The 15,639-nt window shown below is 55.5% G+C and carries 13 protein-coding genes and 3 pseudogenes; 9 read left to right on the top strand and 7 right to left on the bottom strand.

Going from position 1 to position 15,639, the window contains the following annotated elements; all coding sequences use genetic code 11:
- Positions 1 to 258: 258 nt before the first annotated feature.
- A complete protein-coding gene (locus BSG17_RS28955) occupies positions 259 to 1,047 on the top strand; it encodes a DUF7260 family protein (RefSeq protein ID WP_449271720.1) in 789 nt (262 codons plus the stop codon).
- Positions 1,048 to 1,531: 484 nt separating this feature from the next.
- Positions 1,532 to 1,969: pseudogene (locus tag BSG17_RS16785) on the top strand (IS1595 family transposase); the annotation flags it as partial.
- 96 nt (positions 1,970 to 2,065) lie between these two features.
- On the opposite strand, the pseudogene BSG17_RS16780 reads toward BSG17_RS16785, so the two are convergent.
- Positions 2,066 to 2,643 (bottom strand): annotated as a pseudogene (locus BSG17_RS16780) (hypothetical protein); the annotation flags it as partial.
- Positions 2,644 to 3,649: 1,006 nt separating this feature from the next.
- Between BSG17_RS16780 and BSG17_RS16770 the strand changes: the two are divergent.
- A pseudogene (locus tag BSG17_RS16770) lies at positions 3,650 to 4,236 on the top strand (RPA family protein); the annotation flags it as partial.
- Between the two features lie 166 nt (positions 4,237 to 4,402).
- On the opposite strand, the gene BSG17_RS16765 reads toward BSG17_RS16770, so the two are convergent.
- Positions 4,403 to 4,645, bottom strand: a complete 243-nt coding sequence (locus tag BSG17_RS16765) for a hypothetical protein (protein WP_211609179.1) — start codon at positions 4,643 to 4,645, stop codon at positions 4,403 to 4,405.
- A 206-nt stretch (positions 4,646 to 4,851) separates the two neighbouring features.
- Positions 4,852 to 5,484, bottom strand: a complete 633-nt coding sequence (locus tag BSG17_RS26135) for a cupredoxin domain-containing protein (RefSeq protein ID WP_139246670.1) — start codon at positions 5,482 to 5,484, stop codon at positions 4,852 to 4,854.
- 224 nt (positions 5,485 to 5,708) lie between these two features.
- Between BSG17_RS26135 and BSG17_RS16755 the strand changes: the two genes are divergently transcribed.
- The gene (locus BSG17_RS16755) at positions 5,709 to 6,344 is read left to right on the top strand and encodes a hypothetical protein (protein ID WP_211609177.1); all 636 of its coding nucleotides are present in this window, start codon (positions 5,709 to 5,711) and stop codon (positions 6,342 to 6,344) included.
- Positions 6,345 to 6,355: 11 nt separating this feature from the next.
- Here the strand turns inward: BSG17_RS16755 and BSG17_RS16750 are convergent, their stop codons facing one another.
- The 3 genes from BSG17_RS16750 to BSG17_RS16740 form a co-directional block, all read right to left on the bottom strand.
- Complete coding sequence (locus BSG17_RS16750) at positions 6,356 to 7,186, bottom strand: IS5 family transposase (protein WP_089826159.1); 831 nt, start codon at positions 7,184 to 7,186, stop codon at positions 6,356 to 6,358.
- Positions 7,187 to 7,622: 436 nt separating this feature from the next.
- Complete coding sequence (locus tag BSG17_RS16745) at positions 7,623 to 8,699, bottom strand: class I SAM-dependent methyltransferase (RefSeq protein WP_089826157.1); 1,077 nt, start codon at positions 8,697 to 8,699, stop codon at positions 7,623 to 7,625.
- 10 nt (positions 8,700 to 8,709) lie between these two features.
- Positions 8,710 to 8,883, bottom strand: a complete 174-nt coding sequence (locus BSG17_RS16740; RefSeq protein ID WP_089826155.1) for a DUF1059 domain-containing protein — start codon at positions 8,881 to 8,883, stop codon at positions 8,710 to 8,712.
- A gap of 238 nt (positions 8,884 to 9,121) precedes the next feature.
- On the opposite strand from BSG17_RS16740, the gene BSG17_RS16735 reads away from it, so the two are divergent.
- On the top strand, positions 9,122 to 10,084 hold the full coding sequence (locus tag BSG17_RS16735; protein ID WP_089826153.1) for a winged helix-turn-helix domain-containing protein: 963 nt from the start codon (positions 9,122 to 9,124) through the stop codon (positions 10,082 to 10,084).
- Positions 10,085 to 11,295: 1,211 nt separating this feature from the next.
- Here BSG17_RS16735 and BSG17_RS16725 read toward each other — a convergent pair.
- Complete coding sequence (locus tag BSG17_RS16725; protein ID WP_089826149.1) at positions 11,296 to 12,069, bottom strand: helix-turn-helix domain-containing protein; 774 nt, start codon at positions 12,067 to 12,069, stop codon at positions 11,296 to 11,298.
- Between the two features lie 713 nt (positions 12,070 to 12,782).
- On the opposite strand from BSG17_RS16725, the gene BSG17_RS16720 reads away from it, so the two are divergent.
- From BSG17_RS16720 to BSG17_RS16710, 4 genes are all read left to right on the top strand, one after another.
- The gene (locus tag BSG17_RS16720) at positions 12,783 to 13,178 is read left to right on the top strand and encodes a VOC family protein (RefSeq protein ID WP_089826147.1); all 396 of its coding nucleotides are present in this window, start codon (positions 12,783 to 12,785) and stop codon (positions 13,176 to 13,178) included.
- 121 nt (positions 13,179 to 13,299) lie between these two features.
- A complete protein-coding gene (locus BSG17_RS26130; protein ID WP_139246669.1) occupies positions 13,300 to 13,668 on the top strand; it encodes a zinc-binding dehydrogenase in 369 nt (122 codons plus the stop codon).
- 63 nt (positions 13,669 to 13,731) lie between these two features.
- Positions 13,732 to 14,037: a stress response translation initiation inhibitor YciH gene (gene yciH, locus BSG17_RS16715; protein ID WP_089826145.1), complete on the top strand. Its 306-nt coding sequence runs from the start codon at positions 13,732 to 13,734 to the stop codon at positions 14,035 to 14,037.
- 201 nt (positions 14,038 to 14,238) lie between these two features.
- Positions 14,239 to 15,240, top strand: coding sequence for a transcription initiation factor IIB (locus tag BSG17_RS16710; protein WP_089826142.1), 1,002 nt, complete (start codon positions 14,239 to 14,241; stop codon positions 15,238 to 15,240).
- Positions 15,241 to 15,639: the final 399 nt, after the last annotated feature.

Below are 15,639 nucleotides of genomic sequence, written 5' to 3'. Positions count from 1 at the left end.
ACTCGTACAGACAGTCACCGCAACAGTTGCGTCCAAAATTTATATTTATTAACACGTCCGATAAATGTATATTGATTGAAACCATTTTATTTGATATGACACCACAGTATACCTTCCAACAGTCGGGTCACTGCAGTGACACCACCTCACGACAGCTGCCACACCAGCGGACTGAGACAGTCCGACAGGGAGCGAGCCAACCGACGAGTGAACTTTCTCATGCACCAGTGAGGGTTCCACTCTGCGTTGAGGAGTAATATGTCGCTTGAGTCGCCGCTCAGTCATGCGCGAACGCAGTTACAAGCAGAACGCGATGCGTTCACTGCGCGATCGACAGCAATTGAGACGTTTATTTCTCAAGTGTCACGACTCTCTCCTGATTCGAGTGTCTCTTCTTCAGTTGAAATGAGAATGCCCTCGAAAGCAAATCCGGTAGCAGGCCCGTCAGGCAGTGAAGGCTGTCAAACAGTTCGTACAGCGTTTGCTGAAACTCTTCGTCCACACAGCATTGCTGACGTTGACAAGTCTGAACCGTTGCTAGAGACAATTCGGATCGAACTTTCTGACGAAATCGCGCTCGCGCTTGCCCCAACAACCGAGACGACGTTCTCGAGTACTCTCCAGCAAGCAATACTGACGAAAGCATCACAGCGACTAACAGAAGCAGAGGCTATGCAACAGACACTCGATCAGGAGGCATCGTTCTTGGAGCAAGCCACAGAAACAGTCGACACTGTGTCAGCGTGGCTTGCGTCAGCTGGAGAGACGCACATTGCTATGCTTTCGTTTCCCACACTCCAGAATCGACATGAATCGCTAGAGTCATATCGAACTCGATGCGATGAGCTGGTCCGATCCCGCCAATCATTTCTGCAAGACACCACGTGTCAACATTCTGTCGCAACACGACAACATGATACGTTCGTCTCGTACTTATATGAGGACCTCAACGTGACTTACCCAGTTTTAGCGACGATTGCTCGTCTTGATGCTATCTGTAGAGCGTACCAGTGGGCCGTTCGTACACACCTCACTCGACGAGTCTGAGGCGCTACAAACCACTAGAATAATGTTTAAACCTTAACACGACCAAGAGAGGGCGTGTGAACTCAAGCTATATCTGATCTCTTAAGTCTCATCACGGGGGCCGTCTGTGTCAAGAGTCGAGACGAAAACCAGGAACGCCTTGCGCCGGTCTTCTGCTCGAGACGACGGGGCGTTACTGGCACCTGAAACACATTCTTTGTTTGAAGTGAAACTAACGATTCTCGTTGTCACGGGCCGAACGGACCAGCTATCACTCAGAAGGCGGGGGTCAGGAACGGCCGTGCGCCTGAGTTTTGGCAGACTCTGGCAGCGCACAAGCCGAGACAGGTCCAGGTTCGGTGACACAACCTGGTGGATTGTGACTTGAATGACGCAGCGTGTGACGGACTGCGTAGCGCAAAATGTAGGCATCGGGTGGAAGCCTTCAGTCTCGAAGATGGACTTCTACCTCTCATGTATTGGCACATTTCTGAGATGTTTTTAACTCAAGAAACGTGGACGAGGAAGCTATGACGAAGACAAACCACCAGTGTTTGTCCTCGTTGATCGCGGCAGCGATCAACGATACGTCATCCCAGCGAAATCCGCCGACGAATCGAGGGTGCGACTCCTCCTCGGTAACCACGAGGAGGAGTCGCTGACAGTCTATATCGACGGATTTCGTGCCTACGACCCATTGGAGAAGGACGAAACGTACCGGCGAGAAGCGGTTATTCACGGCGAAGACGAGTACGTTGATGGAGACGCACACGTGAATCCGTGCGAGAGCTACGCGTCGCTGTCGCGACGGTGGCTCTCGCCGCATCGAGGTATCTGGAAAGACAAGCTCACCGCGTATCTCAGACTCTTCGAACTTCGTCGGAAGATCCTACGTAAACTCGGACGAGAAGCCTTGAAAGAAATCGTTCGAACTGTTCTCTGACTCACCAACAATGTCCTTCACAAGAGCGTTCAAGAAAGCAAGTCAGTGGACTTCTGTCCCCGTACGGAAACTCGTGAGGTCCTCGATGCGTTGTTCTCACTCTCCGATCTCATCTCGCAGCTCCGCTGTCTCTGGCTCTTCGGACCCCGCAAGCCGGTCTTTCAGTCCTTGCAGGCGTGTCTCTTTCACGTCCTCATCGACCTCCGCCTTCCGAACGTATTCGCTTTCGGCAATCTCGTAGACATCAGACTCCGACATTGTTGTCACCTCGAGTGCTTCATCGACTTTTGTGCGGTCAACACTCATAATGCGCTCGCGATCGATTCCTTCGGATTCTAGCATCGCGAGAACGTCCTCATCGTCTTTGAGTGTCGGTTGCGCCGCGAGGTGCGTTGGACAGAGCCGTATTGCCCGTGGATCGGTCGGTCATGATGCAGTCAAGTGAGCAAGACGTCGGCGAGTGCTTTCCGCACATCATTCGCATTCCGCTGGACGTCCGACAGCAGCGTGTAGATGTTCACCAGCGTCTCTGTCTCCAAGCCGGATGGGTCGGTCACGTCGTGGCGTTCGAGTGCATCGACGAGAAACAGTGCATCTGACTACACTTCTAACCCGTCAGGCTCGGTACGCTCCTTCTCATCGGTGTTGTTGTGCTCAGAGCCGACCAGTTGCGTTACGAAATTTCAAGCGCAAAGCCTCGCCCTTGAGGGCGGGGAGGATGTCAATCTCAAGGCGACTCCGTGCTCGTCCCAACACAACTTCCCTGCTCACCAACCCATCGACTACTGGGTTAGCAAAGGATTCAGACAGTCATTCCATCTATTCCACGGCAGTTGTCAGAAACTGCGTGCTGAACGGAGAGGGTGAGTCGACCTCTTAGCGAAGTCTATTCGCTGGCGGTAGTGGTAGTGCTTGTTCCAGACTCGCACGAGGCGTTCGGTTCTTGCTCTGCGACATGGATTGCTCCAGAATGGAGAGTAATGTGAGTTACCGAAGACACACAAGTGAACGACTCTTCGGTGACTTCAACTGTTTTCGAGCGATTCCCACTCGTCTTGACCGTTACCCTATAATCGTCAACGACGTAGATATCGAGTTTGAAGTCGGTACCTGCGGGAGCCTCATATTGCTTCTCAAACCCGTTGTCATCGGGCTTGGTAACAATGATCGTTGCCGGACTGTCCGATTTGGACACTTGGATGGTGCGGTCGTTGATATCTTTCGGGAGGTCAGACTCCGAGCCGATTGAAACCGCTTTCACCGACTCTTCCGTAGACGATTGTGTTTGGGTTGTTTCGGTCTCTGTGTCAGTTGAATCAGTGGAAGAGGTTGTCGGCGAGCCACTTGACCCAGTCCCAGTACACCCAGTGGTCAAGAGGGTTCCTGTAAGAACGACGTACGAGCGTCGATTCATGTACTCGAAACTGTCGATCGAGTAACTAAATATCTTGTGTTATGATTACAAACAAAAATAAATCTGCTCGGACACCGAAAATGGCCGAGCAAGTTAAACGAGGCAGACCGACTTACACGCCGAGTTCAGCACGCTGATTTCAGGGGGTAAGAGGTCTGTGACGTCAAAGAGTCCAAAATTCTATATAATTGTCATAATGCCACTAGTGACTATGACGAGATACATACAGCCTGAAGGATTCCATCTTCCCGAGAGAGCAACCACAGATGAGTCAAGGCCAACCCCCCATGCGAGAGGTAGCTCAGCGAGCGTTCGCCCGCGAGTTCAACGCTGCCACCTACACGTTTCGGGAGGACGATGACGAGCGAGCGCCGATCTATGCGCTGTTACCGACCGGTGCGAAAGCCAACCACGTGTTCATCGTCGGGAAGCTCACTAAAACAGAGGACGCCGGCAACGACAACGAGTACTGGCAGGAACAGATCGTTGATCCCATGGGGACGGTCTTCGTCTACGCCGGCCAGTATCAACCCGAAGCAGCCAGCATGCTTCGGGAGACTGAACCCCCTGCGTTCGTCGCCGTTGTCGGCAAACCCCGTGTACCTACGAAACCGACGACGGAACTGTCAACGTTTCACTCCGCCCTGAGCATCTGGCCGTCGTCGACGCCGACACTCCTAATCGATGGGTGACTGAAACTGCTCGGCGCACGCTTGAACGCATTGAGCGGTTCGATGACTGAGCCAACGAGTACGTCCGAATGGCCCACGAGCAGTCCGGTGACGACACAGAGCAGTACCGGCAAGCCATCATTGAAGCCCTCGAATCGCTTGGATCTACGCCCGAAGAAGCATCGTCTCAAAAAGCCGAAGAAGCAGACAGAGCCCGTGAAACCGAAGCGACGAATCCGGGCGCTTCAACGCCACACGACCGAGAACCGCCAGCGGAACCGCCTGCTAACGCTGAGTCGGACGATCTCGGCGGCTTCGATTCCAAGTAGTACGGTCCTTCTCGTGTGATCACTCGCTCGATGAGTTCTCTCGCGTGGTAACAAACAGTTCGCCGTCGACCTCGTAGAGGTACCCCCGTAACAAGAGACGTTCGACCGCATACTCGGCATCACCTTCAGAAAATCCCTCCTCCCGAAGGTGACCCAGAGCTTCTTCAAAGGCAAGTCCCCGTGCTGGCTCGATTGCAGTCAGCAGAAGCTCATAGGCGTCCTCAGAAAGCGATCCTAGCGATCGATTATTAGTATTGTACATCCAGTCGACTGCCTCGTTGGGGAAAACCTCGAAAAACGCATTAAGTTCACGGTGGATCTCGCTTCAAGACTGTCCGAGTACAGATTAAGTTCCGAGATTACGATGTATCGTGAGAGCGTCGACCGGAATCACTGTTCTGTGGCTGAAATCAATCGAATCGACTCACCATTTCTTTGTCTCTCAACCAATGGAGAGCGTCTCAACGACTACTCTTCGCTGACTTCGATTGTCCCGCGCATCGACTGTGGATGATACTCACAATAATACTCCGCCATCTTCTGCGACGCTGTGAACGTGAGCGACCGTGTTTCCCCCTGCTGTGAGGCAGATTCTGTGGCTGCTAACTCTTGCCCATTCGCATTTTCGATAATGAGTTCGTGCTCAGCACTGTCGAGATTCCCCCAGATAAGCGTGTACTCTGTTCCCGCAGTCAATTGAAGCGTCGGATTATTCTGTCCATCGATACGGGCAGGCTTCTGCCCAACCCAGGCTTCGACCTTCCCGCCGAGGAGAATATCGGCCTCATTTGAGGCAGTACTCGTCTTAGTACCAGTTTCAGTACTGGGGTTCGTCTCAGTGCCAGTTTCAGTACTGGAGTTCATCTCGGTGCTCTCCTCGGTTTCTGTACTCGTCTCACTACTTGTCGTGGTTATCTCGTCCGTCGTGGCGCTTTCATCGATTGTGGCTCCGGTTCCACCTTCGGTTGTTCCTCCCTCGCCTTCCTCAGTGGCAGTCGAATCACTCCCCCCATCGGCACACCCAGCAAGTCCGACTGTGCACGATAGTGAAGCGACGGTCTTTTGCAGGACAGTTCGTCGAGATGGTTTGTTGCGAGACATGTGAATAGTGTTCAATTAGACTTCCTTGAAATTTTGGTGGAGAGCTTATAACAAAGTGTAGCATTCCAGCTTCTCGATCCGCTCAGTGGGTGCTGAATTTGCGTCAGCTGTGTTTGGATAGTACTTGGAAAAAAGAGACGATGAGTTTTGGCGTTGAGCAGTCGCTATCGGCGGCAGATCGTCCTCCAGATGCCGCTTCTCGACCTCGTCTCCCGCAAGCCTACATGGTCCATCAGAGCGGGTTCGACAGCACCGTCCTTCATGGCTGGCATTACTACTGGAAGTCGACCGACCTGCCAGAACTGTCCGACGACCTGATCGACGTTCTCGTCGACCACGCCTTCGCCGCGGAGTCACCCCGATCGTACGCGGTGATCTTTCACCCCGGTGGCGTGGTGAGTCGCATTTCCGAGAACGCCACCGCCTACGCCGGTCGAAACGCGCCACACAATATCAACATCAACGGCGTGTGGCGGCCCGACGAGGATTTCGCCGAGTCAGACACGGAGTGGACCCGTGAGTTCTTCGAGGCCCTCAAACCCCATCGAGAAAGCGTCTACGTGAACTTCCTCGATGCCGATGACGACACTCAGCGGGTTCGCGAGGCCTATGGCGAGCACACCTACAGGCGGCTCGCCGAGCTCAAAGCCGATACTACCCCAACAACGTATTCCACCTCAACCAGAACATCAAACCAACGGCCTGAGGGCTATCTGTCATCGGTTGAAACAAGGGTTCGTTGTTCGGGAGCGATGAGAGCTCGGAGCCACTCGCCGGTACGACCGATCTGGAAGAGTGCGGGGTGTTTTTCTCAGATTCGTCAGCTGAATACGTGCTCTTGGCCTTGTTTAGACGTGTGAGATTGCAGGACTTAGAGTCTCACTGCCCGTTCATGGTTCCGGACAGCTGCCTTTAGGACAATCTCTCGAAACTGCCCAAACCACGTTTTAGCCCGGGTTGTTGACCCGAAACGTTTGCGAAGTGAGAAGAATATTGCTTCGACAATTGACCGTCGGTGGTAGACATCATCGTCAATTCGCGCGTTGTGTGCTGCATCAAGCGAGTAGAACTCACGGTGCTTAATCATCGGTCTAACGCCCTCTTCGCGTAATTTGTGGCGGAGATCATCCCAGTCGGATCCTTTGTCGGCGACAACTGTTTCTAACTGATCGAGATTTCTCATCAGCACTTGCCACGCAATCTGAGTGTCGTGCGGTAGGTTCATCGAACAGTGAACGTCAAAAATCGCTCCGCTAGTACAATCGACCAAAAGCGTTGTTTTCACCGACTCGAAGGTGTCTTTGACTCGTTTAGCGTAGTTGTGACTCGACGACCGGTAAGCAAGACTCGTCGAATCAATCGCTTGGACTTCACCGAACTCGTGGAGAGAAGCCGACAACCGCAAGAGAACGCGCCAGATGCGCATTTCGAGATCTTGTTTTCTCGTGCACACGGTGGTAAAGTCGGGGAGTTCATCCACCGCAAGTCCGAGTTTAGCGGTGATTCGAGGCATCTCGTGGAGGATATCGAGCAACCGCCGGTACGGTTGGTCGAGGTACTCGCGAAGACAGTGAATTGCGACAATAACCCAGTCAGCGTAGCCACCGCGACCCTTCTGCAGCGGTGGCTGAGGCTCACCAACGACAGCTTTTTGAGATAAATCGACGCAATTGTCGGTGAAGCGGGCGAGTTGGGTGGGCATACTCAACTCATTCCCGCTTCATTTACTCATAATTCTCGGCAACACCGCCTCTCGCTAGCGTCTAAACACGGCCCGCGCTCTCTATTCAGCACGCCGATTCTGGTAACTCCCCGAGAGTAGACAGAGTGACTATCCGAATCCTTTCGCTAGCCCCGTTGGGTCATAATCGCTCGGTTCTCGGCTTCAGATAGGAACTTGTAGGAATTGAATTACAGAAATGCAAGCTGAACGTTGACTTGAGTTGTGAGGAACTGCAACCGAATGACAGCATCCAACCATAGTGATGAGCGGAAGTCTTCGTACTCTTCAACGTCACAAAACACTCCGAGCGTTCACCCTCAACGAGTTCCGCGACATCGTCAACTCGATGTCGTGACCGACCGCCAGCGCTCGACCGGTACCCAATGGTTGAAAAATCAGCCGATCAGATCTGATCTTACGGCTTTGCTTCGAAGACTAGACTGGTTGGCGTCTCGGCCGCCCGGCGGAACCGAGTGAACCCACCTTCAGTGACGACCTCACGGGTTTGGACCTCACCTGCTTGCGCACCCAGCCCGTAGCCGACGTCCTGGCTGAGCGAGTTCGGCGTACAGGCCACCGTCGAGATGGAGTATGCGAGACGGCCGAACGGGGTGAGGTTATCCTCGACCCGGTCCTCGGCGTAGGGCTCGACGATCATCCACGCACCGTCGTCGGTGAGTGTCTCGCGAACGTGGGCCGCCACGCCGACGGGATCGCCCATGTCGTGGAAGCAATTGAACATCGTCACGAGGTCGTAGTCGGTTCCGCTGTACTCCCTTGCGGTTGCCACCTCGAAGGTGACGCGATCCGCCACATCTGTCGTTTTCGCCCGCTCGCGCGCCACGTCGATCGACTCCTCGTGGTAGTCAATGCCGACAACCGTCACATCGGGATACGCTTCGGCCATGCGGATCGTGGGCGCGCCATGACCACAGCCCACGTCGACGATCTTCCCGCCTGCCTTCAGCGTTTCATCCACCCCGTCAAGTGCTTCGATCCAGTCGATCAGGAAAGCTCCGTAGGACGGCCCGAAGAAGCGTTCGGTGCCGTGGAACACGTTCTCGTCGTGTTCGTGCCAGCCGATGCCCTCGCCCGTTCGAAACGCCTCTCGAAGTTCGGGGCCGATCTTGGACGCCGACGTCACCAGTTGGAACGCGCCGGGCATGAACACCGGACTCTCCCTGTTGGCTAACACGTACGCCTGCTCGGGAGAGAGGGAGTATTGATCGGTCTCCGGATCGTAGGTCACGTACCCGCCGGCGGTCTGCGCACGCAACCATTCGCGGACGTAGCGTTCCACAGTATCCGTCTCCTCGGCCAGCTCAGCGGATGAGAGCGGTCCAGCCCCGTTGAGTGCCGCATAAAGGCCGAGTTCGTCGCCAATCACTGCCAGCGCGGCGTGAACCGTCGCACCGAGATCAATGAGCGACGTTTCCACAAGGTCGGACAGTTTCTGTTCGTCGAGCTGGTCCGCTTGCGTTTCAGTTGACATAGTCCCGTTTCTAGACGATCTGCAGGTGTTTGCTCCGGAGTTCTTCGTCTGTGTAGTCCTTGCCGTGGACGTCCCGCATATGTTGCTTGGCCAGTTCGATCGCCTCGGCTTCGTCTTCCGATTGGATGATGAACCGGCAATCAGCCGCTGCCGATTCGCAGTCGAGTTTGTGTGCTTGTGCCATTGCGGTTGACCTCCGACTACACCGTCTACGGCCATCGAGATGAATATGATTAGAACAACATTTCTATTGGAATGTCGATTGGATCTGCATTCTATAATGGAGTTGTCACATAAACCCGATATTCAAGTTCCAGGGGTGGAAAGCCTCTCGTTGCCCTTCATCACGTACTGGAAACCTGCATATCACGTGGTATGGTACCGTGGGGAAAGGTCATTATCAGCACTCGCTTATTTCGTGTATGAGTTCCCTCGACCCAAGCAATATTGAACGGTCGGACCCAGCTACCGCGAACGAGGCGTTCAAGCTCCTCTCGGATGAGACCAGGCTCGAAGTCTTATGCACACTCTGGGAGGTTCACGATCCAGCGGAGGAAGTGCCGGTGCGGTTCGCCGAGCTCCGCGAGCGGGTCAATGTCGACGATCCCGGCCGCCTGAATTACCACCTGAATAAGCTCGGAGATACTTTTGTTCGGCGGACGGAAGACGGGTATGTGCTTATGGATGCGGGAAAGCGGATCGTCAGGATGGTACTTTCTGGCACTGCGATTGACGATCCGGAGATTGAGCCAGTTGCGGTGGATATCTCGTGTTGGTACTGTGGCGGACAACCTGAGTGGAGCTATCGGGAGGGATGGCGCTACTTGGAATGTACCAACTGCGACGCACGATGTGTGGAATCGTTCCCGCCGGGCGTGATCAGCAAGACCGAATTTCCTCCGTCCGGGTTGCGAGGTCGGACGCCGATCGAGATCAACGAGGCGGACCGGATTTGGGGTGCTCATCGGCGGGCGTCGGTGATGGACAGTGTTTGCCCCGAGTGCGCGGGCGAAATGCCCATCACCTCGGTCGACACCTGCGCGGATCACCAGCCGGATTGGGACGAGTACCAGTACTGTGAGAACTGCGGGTCAATCTTCTGGATGCTGGTCACGCACGTCTGCGAGAGGTGTAAATACCGGTGGCGGATGCCGACGTTGTTCTACCCGTCGAGACACCCCGCGGTGGTCGCGTTCTTTTACGACCACGGCATCGAGTTCGACCTTGCGACGTACGAACAACGGATGCACCTCCTCGGTTTTGAAGAGGAACTACTATCGGAGGATCCCCTTCGCATCCGCATTTCGATTCGGTTGGAGGACGAAATGCTGGGACTCACGTTCGATGAACGAATGGAGGTAGTGGATATGAATCGGGGCGGATGACAGCACTGATTCACGGAATTCATCACCGATCTCTTTGCGAATGTCACTCAAAGCGCTGATTCGGTCCATCCGTCGATGATGACCGGCATCACTTTGATGGATATATCCTCTATATCTATCACTCTATTCTACGGTCAGTTGACAACTAGCCAGTGACCGACTTGCGCGCTCTATCTTGATTCAAGGAGAGAATCCCGCCGTTCACGGCGTTGACGAGACGCGACGCGTCTCGTTCGCACACCAGAACGCTCCGCGTTCTGGGGACGGGCGTGAATCCGACATGGTACTGAGCAACCGCTGACGATTGCTCACCGAAACCCAAACGCTTAGTACACGCCGTCTCGTACGCGTTAGCAAGGGTTACGTCGGCTCTCGCCACTTGCGCGGGAGTACGAGACGCGCTGAAACCAGCGTCCCGAATATTTCGGGGCGTCGGTTCCCACGGGTCGGTTCTGCAACCGACTGCGGGGTTCGCGTCGTTCGTCAGCACGGGAACCCGGCCTACAGGTCGGGGAAGTGTGACCGGACCGACCGTGCCGTGAGGCATGACCGCTTGGGAGAGAGACGCCCCGAGAAACCGGGCGTCGATGACTCGCTTGCGGATGGGAGCGCCCGTGACAGCGCCACAGGACGCTCCCGAGCGAGGGACGAAACCCGTCCCACCGACCTCGAGAGAGAGGGTCCTGAAACCTGCTCGGCAACAGGCCGGGTTTCCTCGTGCGGGGGAAGCCCCATCGGTCACGACGGGGAGGATGTCACGCTCCGAGTCGGTCGTCGTCTCCAACTGACGGTGGAAAGAGTTCAGGCGGCCAGTCGGCGTCGGGATCAAGTTCTAGTGAATAGCCACAGACATCGATCCGAGTGCAGACTGCTTCGTGGTCAGTATCTGTCCGGAACCAGTATTGGAACAGTCGACCAGAATCGTCGGTGCCAGTCAGCTGCACCGCAGCAGGGTCGTCGGTGTCGGCAGACTGTGACGTGACGATCCGAAGATCGCCTGCAGGTGTGACAAGTCGTGAGCCACACTGTGGACACTCTCCTTGATGCACGCCCTTGCCGAGGTACCAATAGGCGTGTCCACAGTCGTAACACGACAGTGACGTACCAGTCTCAGTGTCCAACGCACCGTTCACCATGGTTTACTTTTCGCCTTCGACGCACCTGAGTGCTTGGTTGGTGTGTCCCGAGGATGCGCGAAGTTGACGTTTCGCTCAGACGTTGAGTTCGAGCTCGGCGGGTTCGACGCGTTCTTCGACTTCAGTTCCGAGTACATCGTTGACGAACTGCCGTGCCAGCCATGCTTCGGCGCGAGTAAGTCGGTACTGGAGTGTGGAGCTCGGAATCCCGAGTTTCTTCGAAATCTCTTGGACGGTATTCTCTCGTGGCGTCTGGTAGTACCCGTGCTCGACTGCCGCTTCCAGAGCTGCCTGTTGCTCTGGTGGGAGTTCGTCAGCTTCTAGGTTATCATCGAGCCAGCACTTCGGCTCGCTAAGTCGCTGGACACTAAGCGAGAGACCGTCACTCAGCCCCGCGTTGACCTCCTCGTAGATTGCACCGACGGTATCGTCGTCGTCGATAAGGAGTCGCCACTGGTACTGTGCCCCTCGGCGTTCGGCCTGCATCAACAGACCATCGCCGATATGTTTGGCTGCGACGTAGGGAATCGACTGGACTCCGTCACCTTCCTTTCGGCAGGAGTAGACGATGCGGCTGTCAGCGGTACTGGAGAGAATCTCGTAGTTCCACTCGACGACAGGCGCACCACACATCCCAATCACCTCGTTACAGAGTGTGACGTTGTCGACGACTGCGTCGAACTCCTCGAGAGCCTCGGTTGGCCCAGTGATTCGATCAAGTCGCCACATCGAGTCAGCCGTTGCGTGGACGGCCATAGACTTTGCGTGCAGGTCTGGATTCTCGATAAAGAGGTCCATGACCTCGTTGGCGCCCTTCTTGTACTCGACTGTAAAAACGAACTCTCGCATACTACTGTCCCTCTTAGTGACCGGCAAATATCCCTCTTTGGAATATGCCAAACAGAACTCACAGTGAGACATGCTCGCCGTTTTGAAGAGTTAACACCTTCTGCGCCAACGAGCGCAGTTCCGCAGGCGATGATTGAATGTTAGTCCAGCGTGACGTGTCGATGAAAAAGAAGCCGTTAGCTTTCGACTCAGTGCTTGGCAGTCGATGACCGAAATCGAGGCGGCGAGGCGGTCGCCCGGATTAGTCCGATGAGACAGCGATGCAGTCGTCGTCCCCCTCTGTCGACGGTCGAGCGTCCAACTGACGAGCGTCAGCAAGAGGCCACTGAGGACGAACACTGCACCGATTCACGGTGTGTCGATGAGCCCAAGACCGTTACCGGATCACGTGATCCAGCTACCGACGTGGTAGACTATAAACCCTACTATCCAAACGCTTGGAATTCCGGCGTCTTTAGGTGCGGGAGGATGTCAATATGAGACGTAACAGCGGGTGAGCACCGACGGACTCGTTTGGAATATCATAACTAGTTATGTTTCCGTGCAGCACGCTTCCCGGCAGAGTCGTGGGGCTCCCGTCCCGTCATTACCGTCGCGGGTCGAGAGAGTCGTATGAGTCCGAAACCACAGCCACGGAGTATCGCTTACGTCGGTGCGACTGTCCCAGATCTCAATGAGATAATCGACTGGTACGAGAGCGTCCTCGGGTTCGAGTGTTTCATGGGCCCCAACAGGTCGACGGTGACGAAGACACACAGATCGGAGTGCTCTGTCGAGACGTACTCGGCGACTTCGAGTCCGCCCGAATTGCACACCTGACGACCGGGAACGGTGTCGCGGTCGAACTCTTTGAGTTCGATGACCTAGAAGCGTTCGAAGAACCCGACCCGAAGCAACCAGGCTACTTCCACTTCTGTGTCATCGACCCGAACATCGAAGAGTTGGCGGCGAAAATCGACGAAAGGGGCGGCGAACATCATACCGACGTCTGGGAGCTGTTCCCGGGGCAGGAGTATCGGATGACCTACTGTAAAGACCCCTTCGGGAATCTCGTTGAAATCTACACACACAGCCACGAGCGGATCTACAGCAACCAGGGAGACTATTAACTGTATTCTGGCGCTAAGTCTCCTTCCTCATGAAGCAACGCAGGGAGCGAACCGTGTCAGCGGTGAGCGAGTAGGGTAGGGTAGTTCACGGGACGCATTTGTCACCGAAGCGGCTGGTGGAATCGACGCACTTCAGTCTGCGACGGTCGATACGGTCGGTGGCGAGAACCCGACCGAGGCACTCGACGCATTATCGTTCGGAGGAGGACTCGCATGCGTTTTCAACCTCCCTGACGCGGAGACTCGACGCGAATCGGGGAAGGCGCTCTCGGTTCACAAGATCATGCTCGGTGTGGCATATCTCAATGGAGACTATTGGGCACGGGGTGACCTCGCACAAATGGGTCGCGAGATGGGCCAACTGCTCACAGACGGCGATATCGACCCGATGGCCGGCGAAATCGTCTCGTTCGACGAGATACCGGACGCACTCGGACGTCTCTCTCGCGGTGAGACTCTGCCTGGAAAGGTCATCGCACAACTCGAATGAAACCGATCGGAGTTGGCACATACCAAACAGGGGCTCATACTGATTCGGGGCCTACTCAGACGTGTGGCAAAGGACACACTCAGCGACATTACCGGCTTGCCAGACGATCTCGGTATCGGTGACGATCTAACGCGTTCTGAGCAGCGCGTTTCGATTCGCGTCGACAGCCGTCGGTACGGAAAGCCCATGACAGTCGTCGAGGGACTCGATCTGCCAATCGACGAGGTGGAATCTCTCGCGTCGACGCTGAAGAGTACACTCGCCGTCGGTGGAACCGTCACTGACGAGGGCGAGATTGAACTCCAAGGCGAACACGACCGCCGGCTCGTCGACGCACTAGAAGACGAAGGCTTCGACGTCGAGAGCTAACGAGCCGTTCGACCTCAAGACAACTGAGATAATTCGCTAGGAGTGGGAGTCTCGTTGCACCCGCTCTCAGCCATCTGTTTCACATTCTGTTTGTTTTGACCGAGTGACCCGCGTTCGCACGCTTGTCGCACACTGACAATCGCGTTTGGAATATCCCAAACGGAGTTCAAAGGGGGTTCGGCCTCACTGTGTAGATACTCAATGTCGGAAACGAAACCTACTGTCTGGCAATCCACTTCGGGCGAGACGAAGCGTAGTTCTCGGGAGGAGAACGAACGGCAGACAGAAGACCCAGAGGCCGTGTCACTTGACGACGATGCGCTAGTCTACGACGAACAGCACGGCGAGTGGGTCAACGAGGAGACCGGAGAGGTCGTCCGTGAAGACGAAATCGATCGCGGGCCAGAGTGGCGCGCGTTTGATTCGAAAGAGGGCGATCAGAAATCCCGTGTCGGTGCACCAACGACGAGCCTGATGCACGATAAGGGGTTGTCGACGACCATCGACTGGCGGAATCAAGATGCCTACGGCAACTCACTCTCGACGCGCCAGCGTCAGAAAATGCAGCGGCTCCGCACGTGGAACGAGCGATTCCGCACTCGAGACTCGAAAGAGCGGAACCTCAAACACGCACTCGGCGAAATCGAGCGAATGGGATCCGCGCTCGGGCTTCCAGACGCGGTTCGTGAGACGGCGAGCGTCATCTATCGACGCGCACTTGCCGAGGACCTCCTCCCAGGTCGCTCTATCGAGGGTGTCGCGACAGCCGCACTCTACGCTGCTGCGAGACAAGAAGATGTCCCACGGTCACTCGACGAGATCCAGCACGTCTCGCGTGTGGAGAAACGCGAGTTTACCCGGGCCTATCGATACATCGTTCGCGAGCTCACTCTCACCGTCCAGCCCGCAGATCCCGCGCAATATCTCCCCCGATTCATTTCAGAGCTTAACGTCGATGATGCTGTCGAACACCGTGCTCGAACACTCCTCGAAGATGGAAAGCGAGAGGGCGTTCACAGTGGGAAGAGCCCAGTTGGACTTGCCGCTGCGGCGATTTACGCTGGAGGATTACTTGCTAACGCAGAGTTGACGCAAGACGAGGTGAGTGAGGTCGCCGACATCAGTGCAGTGACGATTCGGAATCGGTACCGAGAACTGCTCAAAGCGAGCCAAGGCCAGCAGCGCAACCCAAGCGGAAAGTAGTGCCCGAAAGACGTCGCAGAGCTCGTCGGCGTAGACAGCGATTCAGCCACACTCCTTGAGAAGCTCAGAGGGGGCTCGTTCTACAATCGCTAGTTGTCCACTCTCTTGATGGCGGTGGCAGCAAGAGCCGGTCTGACACGGTGAGGACGCCGATACGAGACGAAGTACACTTCTGACGCCACGGAGAGTCGAGAAAGAGTCACATATCTGGTTGGTTTCCGCTGTGGACGTCGCTCAGACCGGTCTCCGAAGACAGCTGTCGCTGTTCGCCAGCCTCGCTTCAGGCGAAGCGAGGCGGCTTAGCCGAGTCTGTGCTCGTATCCTGGTGGCAGTCCTTCACCGTTCGTCCGATGCTTTTCCTTCCAGCCGAGTTCCTCGTCTAACACCTGCTCAATCCCG

The sequence above is a fragment of the Halogranum amylolyticum genome (assembly GCF_900110465.1).
GTDB classification, from domain to species: Archaea; Halobacteriota; Halobacteria; order Halobacteriales; family Haloferacaceae; genus Halogranum; species Halogranum amylolyticum.
Note: the sequence above shows the minus strand (reverse complement) of the source record. Positions and strands in the feature narration are given on the sequence as shown.